16 protein-coding genes, 1 tRNA gene and 1 pseudogene are annotated in these 22,109 nt (G+C 47.6%); 14 read left to right on the top strand and 4 right to left on the bottom strand.

The genetic code is table 11. The annotated features are described in order from the left end of the window. Positions 1-21: 21 nt before the first annotated feature. Entirely contained in the window at positions 22-1,248 is a 1,227-nt protein-coding gene (gene gltS, locus G5S52_RS17570) for a sodium/glutamate symporter (protein ID WP_046306778.1), read from the top strand. Positions 1,249-1,440: 192 nt separating this feature from the next. Here gltS and G5S52_RS17565 read toward each other — a convergent pair whose 3' ends face one another. From G5S52_RS17565 to G5S52_RS17555, 3 genes are all read right to left on the bottom strand, one after another. Continuing rightward, positions 1,441-3,084 carry a HEAT repeat domain-containing protein gene (locus tag G5S52_RS17565; protein WP_165016812.1) on the bottom strand — a complete coding sequence of 548 codons (1,644 nt, stop codon included), beginning with the start codon at positions 3,082-3,084 and terminating at the stop codon, positions 1,441-1,443. Further along, positions 3,081-4,916 (bottom strand): CARDB domain-containing protein, encoded by a 1,836-nt coding sequence (locus G5S52_RS17560; protein ID WP_165016809.1) that lies wholly within the window; start codon positions 4,914-4,916, stop codon positions 3,081-3,083. The genes G5S52_RS17565 and G5S52_RS17560 overlap by 4 nt, the downstream gene beginning before the upstream one ends. 265 nt (positions 4,917-5,181) lie before the next feature. Further along, positions 5,182-5,272, bottom strand: a tRNA-Ser gene (locus tag G5S52_RS17555). Between the two features lie 551 nt (positions 5,273-5,823). Here G5S52_RS17555 and G5S52_RS17550 point away from each other — a divergent pair. The 6 genes from G5S52_RS17550 to G5S52_RS17525 all read left to right on the top strand — a co-directional run bounded on the left by G5S52_RS17550 (position 5,824) and on the right by G5S52_RS17525 (position 11,449). After that, a complete protein-coding gene (locus G5S52_RS17550; protein ID WP_165016796.1) occupies positions 5,824-6,969 on the top strand; it encodes an amino acid ABC transporter substrate-binding protein in 1,146 nt (381 codons plus the stop codon). Positions 6,970-7,084: 115 nt separating this feature from the next. Further along, positions 7,085-8,260 carry an amino acid ABC transporter permease gene (locus G5S52_RS17545; protein ID WP_165016921.1) on the top strand — a complete coding sequence of 392 codons (1,176 nt, stop codon included), beginning with the start codon at positions 7,085-7,087 and terminating at the stop codon, positions 8,258-8,260. A gap of 3 nt (positions 8,261-8,263) precedes the next feature. Continuing rightward, a complete protein-coding gene (locus G5S52_RS17540; RefSeq protein ID WP_165016793.1) occupies positions 8,264-9,364 on the top strand; it encodes an amino acid ABC transporter permease in 1,101 nt (366 codons plus the stop codon). 18 nt (positions 9,365-9,382) lie between these two features. Then, a complete protein-coding gene (locus tag G5S52_RS17535) occupies positions 9,383-10,132 on the top strand; it encodes an amino acid ABC transporter ATP-binding protein (RefSeq protein ID WP_002539046.1) in 750 nt (249 codons plus the stop codon). Positions 10,133-10,345: 213 nt separating this feature from the next. Then, on the top strand, positions 10,346-11,011 hold the full coding sequence (locus tag G5S52_RS17530; protein ID WP_165016790.1) for a Bax inhibitor-1/YccA family protein: 666 nt from the start codon (positions 10,346-10,348) through the stop codon (positions 11,009-11,011). Positions 11,012-11,119: 108 nt separating this feature from the next. Further along, entirely contained in the window at positions 11,120-11,449 is a 330-nt protein-coding gene (locus G5S52_RS17525; RefSeq protein ID WP_062661065.1) for a TusE/DsrC/DsvC family sulfur relay protein, read from the top strand. A gap of 33 nt (positions 11,450-11,482) precedes the next feature. Here the strand turns inward: G5S52_RS17525 and yccX are convergent, their stop codons facing one another. Then, positions 11,483-11,755, bottom strand: coding sequence for an acylphosphatase (yccX, locus tag G5S52_RS17520; protein WP_165016787.1), 273 nt, complete (start codon positions 11,753-11,755; stop codon positions 11,483-11,485). Between the two features lie 98 nt (positions 11,756-11,853). On the opposite strand from yccX, the gene G5S52_RS17515 reads away from it, so the two are divergent. The 7 genes and pseudogenes from G5S52_RS17515 (at position 11,854) to G5S52_RS17485 (ending at position 22,021) form a co-directional block, all read left to right on the top strand. Continuing rightward, positions 11,854-13,239, top strand: a complete 1,386-nt coding sequence (locus tag G5S52_RS17515; protein WP_165016784.1) for a methyl-accepting chemotaxis protein — start codon at positions 11,854-11,856, stop codon at positions 13,237-13,239. 139 nt (positions 13,240-13,378) lie between these two features. Continuing rightward, positions 13,379-14,565 (top strand): annotated as a pseudogene (locus tag G5S52_RS17510) (class I SAM-dependent methyltransferase). Between the two features lie 63 nt (positions 14,566-14,628). Next, positions 14,629-15,291 (top strand): YccT family protein, encoded by a 663-nt coding sequence (locus tag G5S52_RS17505; protein ID WP_165016782.1) that lies wholly within the window; start codon positions 14,629-14,631, stop codon positions 15,289-15,291. A 512-nt stretch (positions 15,292-15,803) separates the two neighbouring features. Continuing rightward, a complete protein-coding gene (locus tag G5S52_RS17500) occupies positions 15,804-18,971 on the top strand; it encodes a chitinase C-terminal domain-containing protein (RefSeq protein WP_165016779.1) in 3,168 nt (1,055 codons plus the stop codon). 538 nt (positions 18,972-19,509) lie between these two features. After that, complete coding sequence (locus G5S52_RS17495) at positions 19,510-21,339, top strand: ABC transporter ATP-binding protein (protein WP_165016776.1); 1,830 nt, start codon at positions 19,510-19,512, stop codon at positions 21,337-21,339. Positions 21,340-21,462: 123 nt separating this feature from the next. Beyond that, positions 21,463-21,714, top strand: coding sequence for a hypothetical protein (locus tag G5S52_RS17490; RefSeq protein ID WP_165016773.1), 252 nt, complete (start codon positions 21,463-21,465; stop codon positions 21,712-21,714). A 49-nt stretch (positions 21,715-21,763) separates the two neighbouring features. Further along, positions 21,764-22,021 carry a hypothetical protein gene (locus tag G5S52_RS17485; RefSeq protein ID WP_165016770.1) on the top strand — a complete coding sequence of 86 codons (258 nt, stop codon included), beginning with the start codon at positions 21,764-21,766 and terminating at the stop codon, positions 22,019-22,021. Positions 22,022-22,109 lie beyond the last annotated feature (88 nt).

The raw sequence follows: 22,109 nt of genomic DNA, 5'->3' as shown, positions 1-22,109 counted from the left end.
TGATGAGAACACAGAGGCTTTATGAATCAACTCATTTCCGTTGGCGCACTCGAATCCTTCCTGATTGCGATTTTCGTGCTGTTCCTTGGACACTTTATTAACGCCCGCGTATCCGTATTTAAGAAGTTCAATATCCCTGAACCCATTGTCGGAGGCTTAGTGGTGGCTGGTGCAATTACAGCACTGCACTTCAATGGTATTGAGCTGGAATTTCATCTTCCGCTTCAGCACACCTTTATGCTGATGTTCTTTGCGACCGTTGGACTGGCGGCGAACTACACACAACTCCTCAAAGGCGGCGCAAAGGTCTTTATTTTCCTCGGTGTTGCTTCGCTGTATATCGTGCTGCAGAACGGCATTGGTATTTCGATGGCAACAGCGCTGGGGCTCGATCCGCTGATGGGCTTGATTGCCGGCTCCATTACCCTTTCAGGTGGTCATGGCACGGGTGCAGCATGGTCTCAAACCTTCCAGGATGTTTATGGCTTGGAGAATGTCCTCGAGATTGCCATGGCATCAGCCACTTTTGGCTTGGTGATGGGCGGCATTATTGGCAGTCCGGTTGCTCAACGTCTGGTTGAAAAGAACAAACTCAAATCCCAGTACGGCAACACCAACAATACTCATGAGCAATTCCCTGAACTGGTCACTTATAACGAGAATGAGCAGGACAAAGTCACTGCAAAAAAAGTCATCGAAACCCTGTTTGTATTGTTGATCTGTGTGACAGGCGCAAAGTATCTCGAGCAGTGGGTCAGCAGTTTTGAAATCAGCTGGCTAATGATCCCTGACTTTGTTTATGCCCTGTTTATCGGCGTAGTCATTACCAACGTTCTCGAAGTGACTAAAGTAGAAAAGCTGGATGTGGAAACCGTTGATATTTTGGGTACGGTTTCACTGGCACTGTTCCTTGCTATGGCGCTAATGAGCCTGAAACTTTGGAATATTCTCGACCTAGCGCTGCCATTTCTGGCGATTCTGATGGTGCAGTCTTTGATGCTGGCGCTGTTTTCTTACTTCGTCACGTATCGTGTGATGGGTAGAAACTATGATGCCGCGGTTATCTCCAGTGGACATTGTGGGTTTGGCCTCGGCGCAACACCGACGGCGGTGATGAATATGGGTTCGGTAGTGAACCGCTTCGGCCCATCTCCACAAGCTTTTATGGTAGTACCCATTGTAGGCGCGTTCTTCATTGACATCGTCAACCTCATCATTTTGCAGACGACGCTGACGTTCATCGGCTAACACAATCCCCGCTTCGTGCGGGGATGGTTTTATACCAATCATAGCAAGTAGGTGAACAGAAATAGCGCAGGAAAAATGCTCGAGAACAAGGCGGGAAATTTCGATAAGTAGTTATTCTACAGTCAAATTTTCCAACACAGTTATCGAGCATTTTAACAAGCTAGGATGAGCAGATATTTACTACGATTGGTATTATGGATGAAGGGCTCTCACAATAGCGGTAAAGTTGCGCCGTGAAGTTTCATTTCCCAATAGCGATCTCAGCTCCGTTTCTTTTCCATCATAGGTTTGTTCTGATAACGCCTTGATGGCAGAAAAGCGCACCTCATCATTATCTGAGTCCTTAGCGAAGAGGAAAACCTGCGCTCTCGTGTCCGCATCTATATCAAACTCAGCCAAGGATTCCAGCACTTGGCTTTGAACAGTAGCAGAGCCTTCTCGCTCAACCATGAATGTTAAGGCTTGGTATGCCTCGTCTGATTCGAAGCGACCTAATGCTCTCGCTGCCGACTTACGAAGACGGGCGGAATCGCTAACGCTGTAACTTGCCACTTCTTCTACAAATGCATCGTTATTACTGTTCCCGAGCGCCGTTAATACACTGGACTTCACATTCTCTTCACTGCTCCCACCCAACAGTGTTAGCAAAGTATCTTCCAATGCTTCTGTATTTTCATTCCTCTCTCTGCTTTCAAGCATCACACCAAGTGTCATGATAAAGCTACCAGCAAGATCACCCAGAGGCGTTGGATCTTCAATCAATTTCTGCATTGAAAGCCATGCGCTGTCGCCCAACTCATTGCTGCCATTTGCTAATGCACGCAGGGCGCGAAACTGTGTGTTTTCATCACTCTCTGAATGCGAAAGAAACGAGGCTAATGCAAGTTGGCTGTTTGTACTGTCAAGCTGACCTAATGCATTGAACAATCTCATCTGAGCATCATCATTAAGACCAAGCTTGTTAAAACTATCCGGCAAGTCTGCGATAACATCATCGAAATACCTGAGTTTTTCCGCTAAATGAAAGCCATCCAACGCCAAAATATCACTTTCGCTAAGATATTTGAGCATTTCTATGTGAAGTGCGGCGAGTTGGTTTTTGTCCAGTACTTCTTGTTTGGCATCAGGCCACGATGATAAATCAGAAGGTAGCCCTAACAGTGCAGTGGAATGCGCCGCATTCTGCTTTATCAGCGAGTAAGATTGCTGGGTATCGAAGTTGAACTCTTCAGCATTTCCAGAAAAAGACAGTGATTCACTGCCCTCTCTTTTATCAAACCAACACTCTGTGGGAATCACACTGTGATTAGAAGCAGTGATTGTTGCGTTGGTAAAAGCAGTCCCTTTAGCTTTTCCTCCTAGGCTGTAAGCCTTCTTTTGAAAAACCAGCGAGTTATCTGCTTGCTGGTAATTCACTCGGTACTTGCCTAGCGAATCTTTCTCTACACGGGTCATTGGTGCAGCACTTTGCGCATACTGGAAGTAGTAAGCCAACCCTTTCAGTTTATCTTTGTCCTCACGCTTGACGCTTTGAGGAAACCAAAACTCAGTGATTTGCCCATCTTTCGCACGTTTAAACGCAAATGGGTTCTCAAAACGCGGGTCTGTTGCACTGATTCCACGACTTCGCAGAATCACATTATCCGCCTTGATCGCCCACCACTCATCTCCATGCAACGTAGCAGGCTTTAGCGTTAACACCCCCTTCATAAGAAGCTTATCTGGGGTAGGTGATACCATCGCAAAGGTAGATTCCGTCTCGATCTCAAACTGGTACTGGGGAGCACAGTCCCCAGCCAATGTAGCCCCGGCAAAGAGGAAAGTTAAAACACTCATAAATCGACTTGCCCAGATTTGGATAGCAAGGTCCAGGTTTTCTCAAACACACTTGGAGTTTGGTATAACCAAAGACTGTATCTTGTTGTTTTAGAGCCGCATGGATACGGGATAAACCACTTTTTACACCATTTAATACCACGCAAGTCTGCATAGAGACCGAACTTACCAGAAATTACGTCGATCGCATCTTGAAGGGTTATGCTGTAGTAAATGTTGGGGTTGCTGCCCAAGTCAAATCCAGCAGTAGACTCCATAGAAAAGGTATTTTCGATAAGGTTAAAGATTGCCTGCACGCCACCAGAGGCGATAAGAAGGTCTATCCCTCCCCTGCCAAACGCACCAAAGTCTACGCTGAATAGGTCTCCACCACCCGTTAGCTCTGCGTTGTAACCCACTTCCATTTCCAAGCCCAAGCTTCCGCTTACACCAGCCTCAACAGACATGGGCACTGGTCCTATGGAAAAACGCGCACTCGCAAGCACTTTTTCCTCTTCCCAGCTTTTCTCCCAAGTTTTGCTGTAACTACTGGTGTAGTACTCGTCTTCCAAAATGGTAGCGTTGAAGATAACCATTTCTGTGGCATAGCCAGTGTTAGTTCCACTTGCATATGCACTACCATCAAAACTGACACCAAAAAGGGTATTTTCTGCGTTGAAAAAGTAAGCAGACACATCCCCAGTGCCAGATATGACAGCACCGGGGTCAACCAAAGGCACTAACGCCAGTTTGCCATATAGCTCGACTGTCACGGCGAACTTACTGGTATCACCGTAGGATGCGTCAAAATTCTTTTCATAGTTAATCGCACCAATACCAGCAGCAGGTGCAATGGAATCCAAATAATTTGATTCTGGTGCATAAGATGCAGGTGTAGCGTCTGTCGCAGTGAAGAAATAGAGTGGCAGTGAGAAGTCAACGTGGTTATTACTTTCGTCCGCTTCTACAAGGTCTGTCCCACTGTCATTAACCGAGAGTCGGAAGTTAACATTATTTTCTGCACTGACATTGTAAGTGCTCCAAAGATCGGTGATATGTGCTTCATCAAGCACCAAATCGAAACCTATATGATTAGCATGGTCCGAAAGTGATAAATCAACGACCAGATTCTTTTGGTAGCTCGAAGTGGTGGCACCCCAAAAGCTTAAAGGCTCCCAATTTCCGTTAATTTCAACTTCACCAATCAACGAAACAGCGTCTGAGTGCTCGCCGTAATATCTCACATCAATATGACCGACTATGTCTGAACGATGTTCATCTCCGTCTTGCCAAGATGTTGGAGAGTCCAGAATTAACTGCTTAATTCCAAGGGAAAGATTTTGTAGGTGATGATCATGGTCAGGTGGGCCTTCAATATCTAAAACTACGTGATGATATTGATCTTTTTCATCATCAGGATGAGGTGCGTTGTCGTTTTCATTGAGCTCATCGATGAGGTTTTCAGGATCCACGTGTGCAATGAGTTCGTACTGACCACCGGTGACACTTTCTGGCACATTAAAAGTTACCGTCTCTCTAGAAATGCCGTTCTTCAGTTGAAGGGTTTGTAACCCCACAATGTGATATTCCGAAATTTCAGTTTCATTTTCACTGAACGTCTCGGTTTCATCCCCATGAACAAGAACAAATTGAACGTCAGTTTCTCCGCTTGAGTAACCGGTAGATTGGAAGGTATAGGTGATGGTAACTTCTTCACCATATTGCGTTTTGTGATTTTCAGCCTGAAGGTCAGAAATCACCAGATTTCCTTTTCCATCGTTATTGCACGCGCCAAGGGTCGCTGCGCACATTAAAACAAAGAGTGTTTTTAGCACGCTGGAGTAGTGAGTCATTCAGATCATCCTTTTCCTGAATGCGAGGGCTTCGTACTACTTTTTGCAAAGCCTAAGCTTGATTGAGTTTCTTAATTTTAAGAATCAAACCCTTAGCATTGCCATAACAAATCAGAAAAACGGTTTTCGCACACTCCCAAAAGAGGTATCACTCGAAATGAATTGCAAGGATGAGGAATAATTTCAATCAATTTTCGGGGGGTCGTTTACTCAACCGGCATAGAAAGCAAAAAGGCCGCTGATAGTTCAGCGGCCTTTTCTAATATGGCGGAGAGATAGGGATTTGAACCCTAGATACGCTATTAACGTATGCCGGTTTTCAAGACCGGTGCTTTCAACCACTCAGCCATCTCTCCGTGGTGCTGCGTATACTAATGTGCAGTTTGCATGGTGTAAACCCATTATTTATGCATTTTGATTCGAATGCCTATATTTATGCCACTATGCGCACACACCAATCACTTCCTGACCCATATTCAATCAGTTATCACTAAATAAGCAATGTTTCGAAAAAGGAAGTGCATAAACATCTAATCATTCTTGAGACAGTATTCTAGTCAAAACTAAACCCCAAAAAATACTTGGGTAACGCCATTGTTGCCACGTGTTGACTATTCGTTAAAGTTATTTACCATCCATTTACATAAAAACAGCATCTTAGGTTCTGGACTTCTTCACATTTTCTCCTCAAATTTGTCTCATTTCTTCGAAGATCAATGCCTAGATCACACCTCCAAACTGTTCAATTTGCAGCCATGTTTTCAACCCCTATACTATTTTTTGTTAACTTTGTGTTAATAAACTTCTGAATGGTTTTGCGAGGTTCACATCATTTTTAGGCTGCTTGCCTCTTATGAGCCTTGTCCATGAGTAACAACCAGTAATAACCAATAAAGGATTGATAGGTATGGTTAATAAAAAGTCGACACTCGGGCTTGCAGTGCTCTCAGCTCTACTGCTTGCAGGCTGTGACAGCGGTGGAAACAGCGCTGAAAGTCAGAAGCAAATCGACGACCTTCAAAAGCAGGTAGCTTCTTTAGAAAAGCAACTGTCTGAAGCAAAAGCGAGCACTGCACAAGCTCCTGCTCCTTCTGCCCAAGGTGAAAATACTCTGGAGAAAGTGAAGAACGCAGGCGTTATCAGCTGTGGTGTGAGCACCGGTCTTCCAGGTTTCTCTAACCCTAACGCTAACGGTGAGTGGGAAGGTATTGACGTTGAGTTCTGTCAAGCCATGGCTGCCGCAGTACTTGGTGACAAGAGCAAAGTTAAATTCGTTCCTCTGACAGCGAAAGAGCGTTTCACCGCGCTGCAATCTGGTGAAATCGACGTGCTTTCCCGTAACACCACGTGGACACTGCAACGTGACGGCACTCTGGGCCTGAACTTTGTTGGCGTTAACTACTATGACGGCCAAGGCTTCATGGTGAAAAAAGATCTGGGCGTGAAAAGCGCACTGGAGCTTGACGGTGCTTCCGTATGTGTTCAATCAGGTACAACGACAGAGCTGAACCTGTCTGACTACTTCCGCTCTAACGGCATGTCCTTCAAGCCAGTGGTTTACGATACGTATGATGCAACCGTTAAAGGCTTCGAATCTGGCCGCTGTGACACGCTGACTACCGACCAGTCTGGCCTGTATGCGTCACGTATCAAGCTGGCAGATCCAGCCAGTGCTGTGGTACTGCCTGAAATCATCTCTAAAGAGCCACTGGGCCCAGTTGTTCGTCAAGGCGATGACAACTGGTTCAACATTGCTAAGTGGACACTGAACACCATGATCAATGGTGAAGAGTTCAACATCACTTCTGCAAACGTTGACGAGATGGTTAACTCTAAAGATCCAAACATCCGCCGTATCCTGGGTCAAGACGGTCCTAAAGGTAAAGGCCTTGGCTTGAATGATGACTGGGGTTACCAGGTTATCAAACAAGTGGGTAACTACGACGAGAGCTTCCAACGCACTGTAGGCTCAGACTCTCCACTGCAAATTTCACGTGGTGTGAATGCGCTATGGACTGACGGCGGCATCCTGTATGCGCCACCTATCCGCTAATAAGTCGTTCGTTTTATAAACGTATGCTGGGGCACAGTTTTCTGTGCCCCATAATTAACGTATAAGGATAGAGGTGCAGATGTATGGCATCTAAAGATAATGCGCTGAACTCTGGATCGGTCGCTCGTCCAGAGAAGAAGCAAAGCATCATTACAATCCAACGTTTCGCTCTGTTGTTTTCCAAGCCGTAGCTATTATTGCGCTGGTGTTTTTTGTCTACACCATCGTTAACAATGCCCTGACTAACCTTGAGTCTCGTGGTATTGCGACCGGTTTTGGCTTTTTAACACAGGAAGCGGGATTTGGGATTGGTTTGACGCTGATTGAGTACGATGAAACGTACTCTTACGGCCGAACCTTTTTTGTTGGCCTGTTAAATACCGCGTTGGTCTCCGTACTCGGTATCGTCTTCGCAACTATCATCGGGTTTCTGATGGGTATTGCGAGACTATCGAACAACTGGCTGCTAAGCCGTTTTGCTGCGGTGTATATTGAAATCTTCCGAAATATTCCGCTACTTCTGCAAATTTTCTTCTGGTATTTCGCGGTTCTTCAAGCCCTGCCTTCCCCAAGAGAAAGTATCAGTATTGGTGAATCTTTCTTCCTTAACGTGCGCGGTATGTTCTTTACCCGTCCCGTCTTTGAGGAAGGTTCCACCATCATCTTTGTTGCGTTAGCTGCTGCGCTGGTTTTCAGCTTTGTGCTGGCCAAATGGGCGAAACGCAAACAGGAAACAACAGGTGAGCAAACACCGGTATTTACCATTTCATTGGCAGCCATCATCGGATTACCGCTGATAGCGTTTTTCGTTGCAGGTATGCCGGTATCGCTGGAATACCCAGAGCTGAAAGGGTTTAACTTCCGCGGAGGGATTTCCATTATCCCCGAATTAGCGGCGTTAACACTCGCTTTGTCTATTTACACGGCCTCTTTTATTGCAGAGATCGTCCGCTCCGGTATTAATGCTGTGAGCCATGGACAAACAGAAGCTGCGATGGCATTGGGCTTACCGCGCGGTAAAACACTGCGATTGGTTATTATCCCGCAAGCAATGCGTATCATCATTCCACCTTTGACCAGCCAATACCTGAACCTGACAAAGAACTCATCACTCGCGATGGCTATTGGTTATCCGGATCTGGTGTCAGTGTTTGCGGGTACGACCTTGAACCAAACGGGTCAGGCTATCGAGATTATCGCTATGACGATGGGGGTTTACTTGACTCTCAGCTTATTAACGTCCTTGCTGATGAACATTTACAACGCCAAGATGGCACTGGTTGAGAGGTAACCCATGACAAGAAAACATGAGTTTCAACCTGATCTGCCACCACCACCGAATACGGTAGGTGCGGTCGGTTGGCTGAGAAAAAACCTGTTCTCTTCTCCACTCAACTCGCTCATGACAATTGTGTTGGCTTATATCGCCTTGATGACCTTGTGGGCCGTGTTCGATTGGGCGTTTTTAAATTCTAATTGGGTGGGAACAACACGTGAAGACTGCACAAGCGATGGTGCTTGTTGGGTATTCATCAATGTTCGCTTTGAGCAATTCATGTTTGGATTCTATCCAAGCGAAGAGCTCTGGCGCCCTAAACTCTTTTACGCGATTCTGGCTATTTTCACAGCACTGCTAGTCTACGAAAAGACACCGAAGCGCGGTTGGATTCTGCTGTTGTTCTTGGTGGCATTCCCCATCATGGCGGTCTTTCTGCTGTTTGGTGATGTGGCTGGTCTGCCTAAAGTGGAAACGCACCTTTGGGGTGGCTTATTGATCACGATGATCATTGCCATCGTGGGTATCGTGATTTCACTACCTATCGGTATTGTGCTGGCACTGGGCCGACGTTCAGAAATGCCTATCATCCGAAGCCTTTCTACCGTGTACATCGAGGTATGGCGTGGCGTTCCACTGATCACCGTTCTGTTTATGGCTTCAGTGATGCTGCCATTGTTCATGTCGGGTGAATCGGAAACCAACAAATTGGTGCGCGCACTGATTGGTGTGGTCATGTTTGCTTCGGCATACATGGCAGAGGTGGTACGTGGTGGTCTTCAGGCCATTCCAAAAGGCCAGTATGAAGCTGCTGATGCCCTGGGACTCACATACTGGAAGAAGATGAATCTCATCATTCTTCCCCAGGCGCTCAAAATCACGATTCCATCCATCGTAAATACCTTTATCGGTCTGTTTAAAGACACCAGTCTGGTATTGATTATCGGTATGTTTGATGTACTAGGTATCGGCCAGGCCGCGAATACCGACCCGAACTGGCTCGGTTTTGCAACAGAAAGCTACGTGTTCGTTGCTCTCGTTTTCTGGATCTTCTGTTTCGGTATGTCCCGATACAGTATCTTTCTGGAAAACAAGCTTCATACCGGTCACAAGCGATAAAGAACAAGGATTGTATTTATGAGTCAACAAGACGCCCCTGTTATCAAACTGACCGATATGAACAAATGGTACGGTCAGTTTCATGTACTGAAAAACATCAACCTGTCGGTCGCGAAAGGCGAGAAAATCGTTATTTGTGGCCCTTCAGGTTCAGGCAAATCAACCATGATTCGCTGCATCAACCGTCTTGAAGAGCATCAACAAGGCTCGATCGTTGTTGCAGGCACCGAATTGACGGACGATTTGAAAAACATCGAAGCAGTGCGTAAAGAAGTCGGAATGTGTTTCCAACACTTCAACCTCTTTCCGCACCTTACTGTTCTGGAAAACTGCACCCTTGCCCCTATTTGGGTGAAGAAGATGCCGAAAGACGAAGCAGAAGCGATCGCCATGAAGTATCTCGAGCGCGTAAAAATCCCAGAGCAGGCTGACAAGTACCCTGGTCAACTGTCTGGTGGTCAGCAGCAGCGTGTAGCGATTGCCCGTTCATTGTGCATGAACCCTAACGTCATGCTTTTTGACGAGCCCACCTCGGCACTCGACCCAGAAATGGTTCGTGAGGTACTCGATGTTATGGTTGAGCTGGCAGAAGAAGGCATGACCATGCTGTGCGTGACACACGAAATGGGCTTTGCGAAAGAAGTGGCAGACCGCGTTATCTTCATGGATGCCGGTGAAATTATTGAAGAAAATGTTCCAGAGGAATTCTTCAACAATCCACAGTCTGACCGCACTCAGCTCTTCCTCAGCCAAATCCTGCATCACTAATTGTTAATAAAAAGCCGCTACACTTACTGAGTGTAGCGGCTTATTAACATCCATTTACAAACTCGAATGCGACCGTGTGGCACGATATATTAGTATTTTCAGAGGCTAAGCCGCATTATTATCACTTGTGCGACAATTGTGACTTGAAAAATTAAGCCGAAGACGCCATTAATGTCGTAATAGATACTGTATGTACCCCATTGGGAGAAACCTATGAACGAACGTTTTGTTTCAGCCAGTCAAACACAAGAGAGTGCATTGGCGACAAACAAAGTACTGCGTAACACCTACTTTCTGTTGTCACTGACTCTGGTATGGGCGGCTGTTGTAGCTGGCGTATCAATGGCTGCGAACCTGCCGTACCCAGGCATCATCATCACTTTGGTTGGTTTCTACGGTCTGCTGTTCTTGACTGAAAAGAACAAGAACAACTCGATGGGTTTGGTGTTTACCTTCCTGTTTACAGGTTTTACTGGTTACACCCTTGGCCCTATCCTGAACATGTACGTAGGCGCCGGCATGGGTTGGGCGATTGCACCAGCACTTGGTGGTACCGCGCTGACCTTTATGGCGTGTTCAGCGTACGCACTGACCACTAAACGTGACCTGTCGTTCCTGAACGGCATGCTGTTGGCCGGTTTTGTTGTACTGGTAGTAGGTATGATTGCTAACATCTTCCTGCAAATGCCAATGCTGTCAGTAGCAATCAGCGGTATCTTCGTACTGTTCTCAACAGGTGTTATTCTGCTGACTACTCAGTCAATTGTTCGCGGTGGTGAAACTAACTACATCTCAGCGACCATCAGCCTGTATGTGTCCATCTACAACCTGTTCCTGAGCCTGCTGCAACTGCTTGGCATTTTCGGTGGCGATGATTAATCGAACAGCTTGATGATAAAAAGCTCCTTCGGGAGCTTTTTTTGTTTCAGCCTTTTTTTGTACCGGTTTAGGTATTATCCTTTGCGCGTTCGAAGTACGAGGTTATCCATGTTGGAATTAAACGGTAAGCAAATCGAAACCGATGCTCAGGGTTATCTGAAAAATTTTGCCGATTGGCATGAAGAATTGGTGCCGATGCTGGCTGAACAGGAAAACATCGAATTGACTGAGGCGCATTGGGAAGTCGTTTATTTCGTGCAGGACTTTTACAAAGAGTTCAACACCTCCCCTGCTATTCGCCTGCTGGTAAAGTCGATGGAACAAAAGTATGGCCCAGAAAAAGGCAACAGCCGCTACCTGTATAAGCTGTTTCCTAAAGGCCCGGCAAAGCAAGCGACCAAACTCGCAGGTTTGCCAAAGCCAGTGAAGTGCATTTAAAAGCGGAGCCTAATGGCTCCTCTTTTCGTTTCGCTACTGAATAGAAAAACCATCAATAGCCTGCCAATCGACATGTTCATGAATCAGCCCGGTGACGTTCGCCGTTGGTGGCCCTTTATCCAACCACGATAGCAGTGCCTGCACATTCTTCTCGTCACCACACATTAAAACGGTCACTGTCCCATCAGACTCATTTCTTGCATAACCGCTCAGCGATAACTTTAAGCCTTCATGAGCCGTGTGAAACCTGAACCCAACTCCTTGAACTTTGCCAGAAACGACAGCTTTGACGCATATATGTGACATCTATCACTATCCCTTTATTAGTGTTATGCATATGTAACGGTGTAATATGCCATACGGTATATATGCATGTGCTCACATTTATTGGAGGAGCTCACACCATGAAAGAAACTCCATTCCGCTGGGTTGACCAGTTTCTGATCAAACTCAGTCTAAAAGAAAAATTCTACGCACTTTATGTTTTCATTGTTGCTCTTGCTGTCGCAACGGGTTCAATTTTCTACTCTGCTTCTGAAGCCCAGGTTGCACAGGTACAAGAAAAACATAGTGCAGCGCTGACGGCAGTGTTGTCTCACTACGACATCAGTGCTACCGAAGCCGCAAGTTTGCTGGCTCAAAACGGTATTAAACAAACTTCCGCATACGGTGCTGCAGCAACCTATGCACCAGCCGACACCATCGGTTTTTGGGCACAAATCAGCGCTACGTCTTGGGTATTGATGGTTGTGTTGTTTGTTCTGGGTTTGATGGCGTTGCATTACGTGTCGAGCTTTATTGGCGGTGCCATGTATACCATGAACCATGCTCTGCAGCGCATGCTTGACGGCGACCTCACCAGCCGTATGAACTTCTTTCCTGTTCGCGATGAATTCAGCATTATCGCCACCACGGTCGACAATGTCGCTGACCGCGAACATGGTCTGGTAAAAGCCATCAAGAGCGCTTCGCAATTGATGGAGGAGCTGTCAGCGGATCTGGGTCGCCGTAGCGCAGACAGTGAGAACCTCTCAACGGAGCAACGTACTTACCTTGATTCTCTGGCAAGTGCGACGGAAGAAATGGCAGGTTCGATCCGTGATGTTGCCTCTCATGCAGAACAAACATCAGACGAAATTTCTGAGGCAGGTGTTGCTTCCCAACAAAGCCGTACTCAGGTGACCCAAACGCTTCAGGCAATTCAGGCTCTGGCATCTGAAATTGAAGCCGCTTCGCAAGCAGTGGCTTCACTGGAACAGAATTCGAATGAAATCGGCAGCATGGTTGCGACCATCAGTGCGATTTCAGAGCAGACCAACCTGCTGGCACTGAACGCAGCGATTGAAGCGGCACGCGCAGGCGAACAAGGCCGTGGCTTTGCTGTTGTTGCAGATGAAGTACGCTCTCTGGCTGGACGCACACAGCAGACTACCGTTGAAATCCAACGCATGATTCAGGATCTTGAGAACAACACCGCACATCTGCGTGGCGTGATGCAAGGCACCGTTGATAACGCAGCAGCGAGTGAAAGCTTGATGCAAAACATCGATCTGGAAATCAGCTCTATTTCTGAGCGCAGTCAACGTATCACCGACCGCAGCACCGAAATCGCCACTGCTGCGAACCAACAAGGTAGCGTGGCAGGCACCATCTCTTCAGATGTTGAACGCGTGCGCCAACAAGCATGGCAGGTGAGCGAAATGATTCAACAAACATCTCAAGATGTCACGAATCTGCAAAAACAATCATCCAGTCTTACTGATCTGGTGAAAGGCCTTCGTACAGAATAATCGCCGATTTGATGAAAAAACGGCCGCCCATTGTGCGGCCGTTTGCATTATTGGCGAGCTTCTCTGACAATACAGCACCTTTTACTGGTTACTGGGTTCAACCCTCCCAGTATCCCCATATTGAAGTTAGGAAAAACCAATGAATCCGTCTGTTTATCTGGTTAAAGGCCGTGAAAAATCACTGCGCCGTCGCCACCCATGGGTGTTCTCCCGTGGTATTCAACGCGTCGAAGGTAAACCTTCCCTCGGTCAGACAGTGGATGTATATGATCATCAGGGCCAATGGCTGGCCCGCGGTGCGTTTTCTCCTAATTCCCAAATTCGTGTCCGTGTTTGGACATTCGAAAAAGAAGAAGTCAACGTTGAGTTCTTTAAAAACGCCTTCAGGAAGCGCAAGGTCTGCGTGATGTTTTGGCTGCCCGTGATGGCCTGACTGGTTACCGCCTGATTGCCGCGGAGTCTGATGGTTTACCTGGCATTACCATCGATCGCTATGAGAACTTCTTGGTTTGTCAGCTTTTAAGTGCTGGCGCAGAAGCACAAAAAGACAACCTGGTAGAAGCGCTTAACGCACAATATCCAGAGTGCAGCATTTACGAGCGTTCAGATGTATCAGTGCGCAAGAAAGAAGGCCTGAAAGAGCGTACAGGCGTTCTTCATGGTGAAATGCCACCAGCATCTGTAGTCATTGAAGAGAACGGCGTAAAAATCAGCGTCGATATCACTGGCGGTCACAAAACCGGATTCTATCTGGACCAACGCGACAGCCGTGAAGCGGCCGTCAAATACGTTAACGGCAAGCGTGTTTTGAACTGCTTCTGTTACACCGGCGGATTTGGCCTGTACTCGCTGAAAGGCAATGCAGCGGAAGTCATCAACGTCGATGTTTCGCAGCCTGCTCTCGATATCGCAAAGTCTAATGCCGAAATGAACGGTTATGACCTCTCGAAAGCACAATTCGTCAATGCAGACGTCTTTAAGCTACTGCGCGAATACCGTGATGCCGGGGAACTATTTGATGTGGTCATTATGGACCCACCTAAGTTTGCAGAATCTAAAGCCCAACTGACCGGTGCATGTCGTGGCTACAAAGACATCAACATGTTAGCTATGCAGATCCTGAAGCCAGGCGGCACACTGCTGACATATTCTTGCTCAGGTCTGATGGATAACGCGCTGTTCCAGAAGATCATTGCCGATGCAGCGCTGGATGCCCACCGCAGCGTTCAATTTATCGAGCGTTTTGAGCAAGCTGCTGATCACCCAATTGATAGCGGCTACCCAGAAGGTTTCTACCTGAAAGGTTTCGCGTGCCACGTTAAATAATAAAACAGCAGCCCGAAGCCAATATGTTTACGGGCTGCGCTCTACCTATTTTTGGGGAACACAATGAAAAGAAAATTCGCCTTTGCGTCAGTGTTGACCGCATTGCTTTCGTTTGGTGCGCACGCTGATGTGACACTTCACCTTAACGACAATATCGAGTTGCTTGCCTACAACGGCGAGACTCACCAATCTTCGATGTTCAGCAAAGAAGAACCTGTTGTTTTGGCTGATGGTACCCAGCAACTAGCTTTTCGCTATGTTGAAAGCTTTGAAGAAGGAAAAGACGTCACGTTTTTTCGCTCTGACGTGTTGGTTGTTAAATTTGAAGCACAAGACACCGAGATTTTCTTCGAATTCCCTGAGCACAAAAACAAACGCCAGGTGCGTCAATTCAATGACAACCCTGAGTTCAACATTCTGGATGCCAACCAGAACGCTATTCCGTTTGAACAGAACAAACTGCTGAAATCAGGCTTCCAGTTGAGCCGTGATTACCTTTCTGAAATGCAGCGCTTCAACCAAACAGACGCCCCTGCGTCATTACAGTTAGGCGCATCAGAAGTTGTCGCTCAGCCTGTCGCGCAACTAACTGCTACCCCACGTGCAAGAGTGGTTGTGGGTGGGCAAGATGCTTTGAATGAAGTGGAGTACCAGCTTCACTACTGGTTTGATAAAGCGGACGCAGAAACACAAGCACGCTTCAAAGCCTTCGTGAATGCTCGCTAAACACTCAACAATTTAAAGAGGTCGTGGGATTAAGCGGCCTTCTTTTTTTCTACTTATTACTAAGCCTGTATATCCCTCAACCACTCTTAAGACTGAGTCGCATCTTTCCCTGTTCAATCCCAAAGCTATCGACATTCCTTCCGCGTTACATGTCGCAGAAAAATAGATACTGTTGACAATATTTACAGCAACAATATTTAAGACGCATTCAGCAACTAAATATAAACATTTATTGTCGACATTTACCGTCTGACATTGGCTATTCAACCTTTGCTATTGAGCACATATTCACCGCACAAATTTCATGCAGCCTGTGAAAATTTACCCATTGAAACTGTGAGTCGTTACCAAGAGCGCAAAGCTTTTCAATTCAGGAACTGACTAGAGATCTAAATCTGACGAAATCCGGGGTGTCTCACTCTTGCAACTCCTCTACTTTATTTATTGCGCGATTTAAGTGCGCTAACAACATACAAATCAATAGATAACATTTTATTTTCGAGGGATATCCAATGGATGTGACAGGTAAGAGCAAAGGATTCGCGCTCTCGGCAATCGCCGTAGCGTGTATGTTTTCTTTCAATGCTCAAGCTGCTGTTGACTGTACCAACATTGAAAAATGGTCAGCAGACAAAGCATATGGCGGCGGTTCAACTGTTCAGCACGAAAGCAACGTTTACACCGCTAACTGGTGGACGAAAGGCAACAACCCTTCTACCTCATCAGGCGATTACAAAGAGTGGAAATTTGTAGACCAATGTGACACTGGTGTTGTTGACCCTGTAAACGAAGCACCAACCGTTTCTCTGGATTCTCCACTTGCTACTGATACCATCAAAGATGGTGACGTTGTCACGCTAAGTGCAACAGCTGCGGACTCAGATGGCACTGTCAGCAAAGTAGAGTTCTTCATCGATGGCGCTTCAGTCGGTTCAGATACGACTTCTCCTTATTCTCTGAACTGGACTGCTGCTGAAGGCCCTCACACGATCACAGTGAAAGCAACTGACGACCAGGGCGCTGTAACTGAAACAGCCGCTCTTAGCATCACTGTTCAGCCAGGCGTTATTGACCCGGTTAATGAGCCACCAACCGTCTCTGTAGCGGCATCCGCAACTGCAGTTGATCAAGGCGCGGTAGTGACACTGACTGCTGATGCAGCAGATTCAGATGGCACAGTCGCAAAAGTTGATTTCTATGCCGCTGGCCAGCTAGTTGGCTCGAAAACAGCAGCGCCGTTCACTCTCGACTGGACTGCAAGCAAAGCCGGCAACGTTTCTATCTACGCAAAAGCGACTGATGACAAAGGCGCATCAACTGATTCTGCACTGGTCACTGTTACCGTAGCGGGCACGCCAACAGTATCTAACTGTCGTCCAGAAGGTCTGTTCCAAACCCCTGGTGTTAACGTTCCATACTGTACTATCTATGATGCAGATGGCCGCGAAGACATGGGTGCCGACCACCCACGTCGTATCATCGGTTACTTCACCAGCTGGCGCGCAGGCGATGACCCGCAAGCCGCTTACCTTGTTAAAGATATCCCTTGGGAAGAACTTACCCACATCAACTATGCGTTCGTAAGCATCGGTGCTGACGGCAAAGTCAACATCGGTGATGTGAACGATCCAAACAACGCCGCGGTAGGTAAAGAATGGCCAGGCGTAGAAATTGATCCTGCACTCGGCTTTAAAGGCCACTTCGGTGCACTGGCAACTTACAAAGCGAAGCACGACGTTAAGACCCTGATCTCTATCGGTGGTTGGGCGGAAACCGGCGGTCACTTTGGCCTTGATGGTAACCGCGTAGCAGACGGCGGCTTCTACACCATGACTACCAACGCTGACGGTTCAATCAACCATGCCGGTATCCAGAAGTTTGCGGATTCTGCCGTTGAAATGATGCGTAAGTACAAGTTCGATGGTCTGGATATCGACTACGAATACCCAACCTCAATGGCAGGTGCAGGTAACCCGTACGATAAAAACTTCATGGAACCACGTCGTCCATACCTGTGGGCTTCTTACCAAGAGCTGATGCGTGTCCTTCGTGAGAAAGTCGACATCGCTTCTGAGCAAGACGGTCACCACTACATGCTGACCATCGCAGCACCATCTTCTGGTTACCTGCTGCGTGGTATGGAAACGTTTGATGTCACTAAGTACCTCGACTACGTGAACATCATGACTTACGACCTGCACGGTGCTTGGAATGACCACGTTGGTCACAACGCGGCACTGTTCGACACAGGTAAAGACTCTGAGCTGGCAGCTTGGAACGTATACGGTACTAGCCAGTACGGCGGTATCGGTTACCTGAACACTGACTGGGCATATCACTACTTCCGTGGCTCAATGCCAGCGGGCCGTATCAACATTGGTGTTCCTTACTACACCCGTGGTTGGCAAGGCGTAACAGGCGGTGAAAACGGTCTGTGGGGTAAAGCTGCACTTCCTAACCAAGCTGAGTGTCAACCAGGCACTGGTGAAGGTGAGAAGAACAACTGTGGTAACGGCGCGATTGGTATCGACAACATGTGGCACGATACGGATCCGAAAGGTAACGAAATGGGTGCAGGTTCTAACCCAATGTGGCATGCGAAGAACCTTGAGCATGGCATCTTCGGTACCTACGCATCTGCGTACAAACTTGACCCAGTAAACGATCCACAAGACGTGTTGAAAGGCACTTACCAGCGTAACTACGACTCAGTCGCTGTTGCACCATGGCTGTGGAATGCTGAGAAGCAAGTATTCCTGTCTACTGAAGACGAAGCGTCAATCAAAGTGAAATCTGATTACGTTATCGACAAAGGTATCGGCGGCATCATGTTCTGGGAACTGGCGGGTGACTACGCATGTTACCAACTGGATGCAAACGGCAACCGTACTGACGTTGTAGACCCAACTGAAAATGCTTGTGCAACGGGCAACGGTGAGTTCCACATGGGTAACACCATGACGAAGGCAATCTACGACAAGTTTGCAGCTGCAACACCGTATGGTGCAACACTGTCTGACACACCAATGCCAACCGAAGCGGTTGATATTGCTGTTAGCGTAGGTGGCTTCAAAGTGGGTGACCAAAACTACCCGATCAACCCGAAAATCACTTTCACTAACAACACTGGCGTAGAACTGCCTGGCGGTACTGAGTTCCAGTTTGACATTCCGACTTCAGCACCAGACAACGCGAAGAGTCAGAATGGCGGTAAGGTGAATGTCATTTCTTCTGGCCACACCAAAGCGAACAACATTGGTGGACTGGAAGGTACTATGCACCGTCTGGCGTTCTCACTGCCAACGTGGGACTCTCTGGCTCCTGGTGCAACGTATGAACTGGACTTTGTGTACTACCTGCCAATCTCTGGCCCTGCGAACTACACAGTAAACATCAACGGTGTTGACTACGCATTCGCATCTGAGTACAGCGACCTGCCATTGGCAGACCTGTCTGCAGGCGGTGGTAACGGTGGCGGCGACAATGGTGGTGGCACAGGTACTTGTGACACGACTGGCATCGTGGTTTACCCAAATCTCCCTCAGACTGACTGGGCAGGCAACCCAAGCCACGCAGCAGCCGGTGACAAAGTCGTGAAAGACGGCGTTGTTTACCAAGCAAACTGGTGGACTGCCTCTGTTCCAGGTAGCGATGGTAGCTGGACCAAAGTGTGTGGTTAATCCACTCACTCATATAATTTAAGTAGACAAAGCCGACTCAATTGAGTCGGCTTTTTGTTGGCCATCACACTGAAAAATACTCTACGCCCGCCTGTTCAGAATAATTGAACAGTTCCGTAGAAAACATTGGCATTATTCAATCTATACCCAAACAACCTGAAGATACTTGCATTCAGAGGTCATCAATGCGTTCAATTCGAGGCAAATTTCGCGAGGAATAGTCGTTCTATTTCCGTGGAACTTAACGAAGAAGTGGGCGCATTGAGGGCCTCCCTTCGGGCGAGTTGACTGACGCCGTGCTCTTTGTTGTTCCTTTTTGATGGAGAAGGCTACACCTACAAAGGAACGCCGCGATCACAACGCCAGTCAATCTCGCTGAATCCTGCATCTTCAGGTTATTTGGGTATTTAAACCTGATAGAATCTCACCGTCTTTCATTTGGGTTCGCGTTAACCAGCTTCGGAAAGTAACTAATTATCAGTTCTTTCCATACTGCATTTCTGTTTTTGAACGCGACCGTCCTACTCCGGAAGGATTCATGATTTATAAATTGTTCGAACGCATGACAATGGCTTTTCCACCTAAACAGCCGGAACAGCCACCAAATGGCCTGCTCGCCTTTTGTCGCCACTACACCAAAGGCTTTGAACGCCCGCTGATCACCATGGCAGTGCTGACTGCGATGATTGCTATCGCGGAGGTGTCACTGTTTGGCTTTATGGGACAACTGGTCGACTGGCTGACCAATCAAGACAAGGCCAGTTTTCTCGTCGATGAAGGTAATACCCTGATTGCCATCGGGATGCTGATACTGATCGGCATGCCAATACTGGTCGCAGTGCATTCTTTGGTTTTGCATCAATCGCTGCTTGGTAACTACCCGATGTCCATTCGCTGGATGGCGCACCGTTACCTGCTGAAGCAAAGCATCGGCTTCTACCAAAACGATTTTGCAGGTCGTATTGCCACAAAGGTGATGCAGACTGCCCTATCGATTCGCGAAACGGTGATGAAACTGCTTGATGTCGCGGTATACATCGCTGTCTACTTCATTTCCATGCTATTCATCGTCGGACAAGCAGACATTCGCCTCATGCTGCCGATGCTTATTTGGCTAATGGCATATATCGGCATTCAAACTTACTTTGTGCCTAAGCTGAAAGCGGTTTCTACCGAACAGGCAGACGCCCGCTCTTTGATGACAGGCCGCATCGTCGACAGCTACACCAACATCGCCACGGTCAAACTGTTCTCACACACAGATCGTGAAACCCAATATGCCGAAGAAGGTATGGGCGTGTTTATGGATACGGTTTACCGTCAAATGCGCCTGGCAACTGGCTTTAACATCTCGGTAGAAATCGCCAACTACGCCCTGTTGTTCTCTATCAGTGCCATGTCAATCTGGCTATGGCTGGACTCCGCCATCACCGTCGGCGCGATTGCTATTGCGGTCAGCCTTGCATTGCGCATCAACAGCATGTCGAAATGGATCATGTGGGAAATCGGCTCGCTGTTTGAAAACATTGGTACCGTGGTCGACGGCATGGCAACGCTTTCCAAGCCTGTCGAAGTATTGGACAAGCCAAACGCACCTGCGCTGGAAGTGCCTCAAGGTGCCATCAACTTCACCGATGTGCGCTTCCACTATGGCGAAGGCAAAGGTGTGATTGAAAAACTAAACCTCAATATCAAGCCAGGTGAGAAAGTCGGCCTGGTTGGTCGTTCGGGCGCAGGTAAATCAACCTTAGTGAATCTGCTGATGCGTTTTCACGATGTAGAAGGCGGTGAAATTCGCATCGATGGACAGAACATTTCTGCCGTCACACAGGATTCATTGCGCGCCAACATAGGCATGGTGACGCAAGACACATCCCTGCTGCACCGCTCTATCCGTGAGAACATCCTTTACGGTGACCCAAATGCCAGCGAAGACGCCATGCTCGCTGCTGCGAAGAAAGCACAAGCTCACGACTTCATCGAAACCCTGAGCGACCCACATGGAAACCGTGGTTACGATTCGCAGGTAGGTGAACGTGGTGTGAAGCTGTCTGGCGGTCAACGTCAGCGTGTGGCAATTTCCCGTGTTCTGCTAAAAGACGCGCCAATTCTTATTCTTGATGAAGCGACTTCAGCGCTGGATTCGGAGGTGGAAGCGGCAATTCAGGAAAGTCTCTATCAATTAATGGAAGGTAAAACTGTTATCGCCATTGCTCACCGACTTTCCACCATCGCTGCGATGGACAGACTGATTGTGCTTGATCAGGGCGAAATCGTGGAGCAAGGCAGCCACCAAGAGCTGATTTCCAGCGGTGGTATCTATGCTCAACTCTGGCAGCATCAAACCGGTGGTTTTATTGGGGACTGAACCTGATAAAGTTAGGGAAAAGGACGCTTCGGCGTCCTTTTTTGTCTCAGTTACCTTTCAATATCGCAAAGTTAGGAAAGCTCTCCTACCCTTTTAGTTGTCAGCAAAAAGGGGATGCGATTTATGTTCAACGTAAAAAACACCATAAAAACAACGTTACTAGCCACTGCAGTTTTCGGCCTTGCCGCCTGTTCCGATTACGATCCTGTCGCAGAAAGTGACTGCAACAAAGTGGTCAGCCACGCTCAGAAAATTCTTGGTGCCTTAGCACCCTCTGCAGGCGAATTGATGAGCCAGTGTAAAGCTGCTTCGGACAGCGAACGCGGCTGCGTGATGGCCTCCACCAAAAAAGGCCAGCTTGCGCAGTGCCTATAACCGAATAAATTGTCGTATACTGGCGCCCGTTTTTTAACGGGAGCCATGTATGCAACGTTCCACTCTTATCGGCCTCAAAGTCGGCCTGCTCGCCCTTCTTCTTTTTATCGGTATGCTAGGTATGAGCACCAACTCACCCGCTACAGAATGGCTTAGAGAAGCATTTCTGGGAATCAGTTTTGCTTTTGCCTTCGGCTTAGGTGCGCCGGAAGCATTGGCTTACATACTGGCGACAATCGTGTTTATTGCGGTTTTCTGCGTAGGGTATTTTGTTGGCAAGAAAGCTTCTGGCAAATTGGATAGCTAAAGCCGACCACAAGCCTGAATAAACCAAAGATTTTTGTAACAGCCCGTAAGCCCAAAAGTGGCCAAACTCGCCGTCATTAATCGCGATT

Source organism: Grimontia sedimenti (assembly GCF_011045095.1).
Classification (GTDB): Bacteria; Pseudomonadota; Gammaproteobacteria; order Enterobacterales; family Vibrionaceae; genus Enterovibrio; species Enterovibrio sedimenti.
Note: the sequence above shows the minus strand (reverse complement) of the source record. Positions and strands in the feature narration are given on the sequence as shown.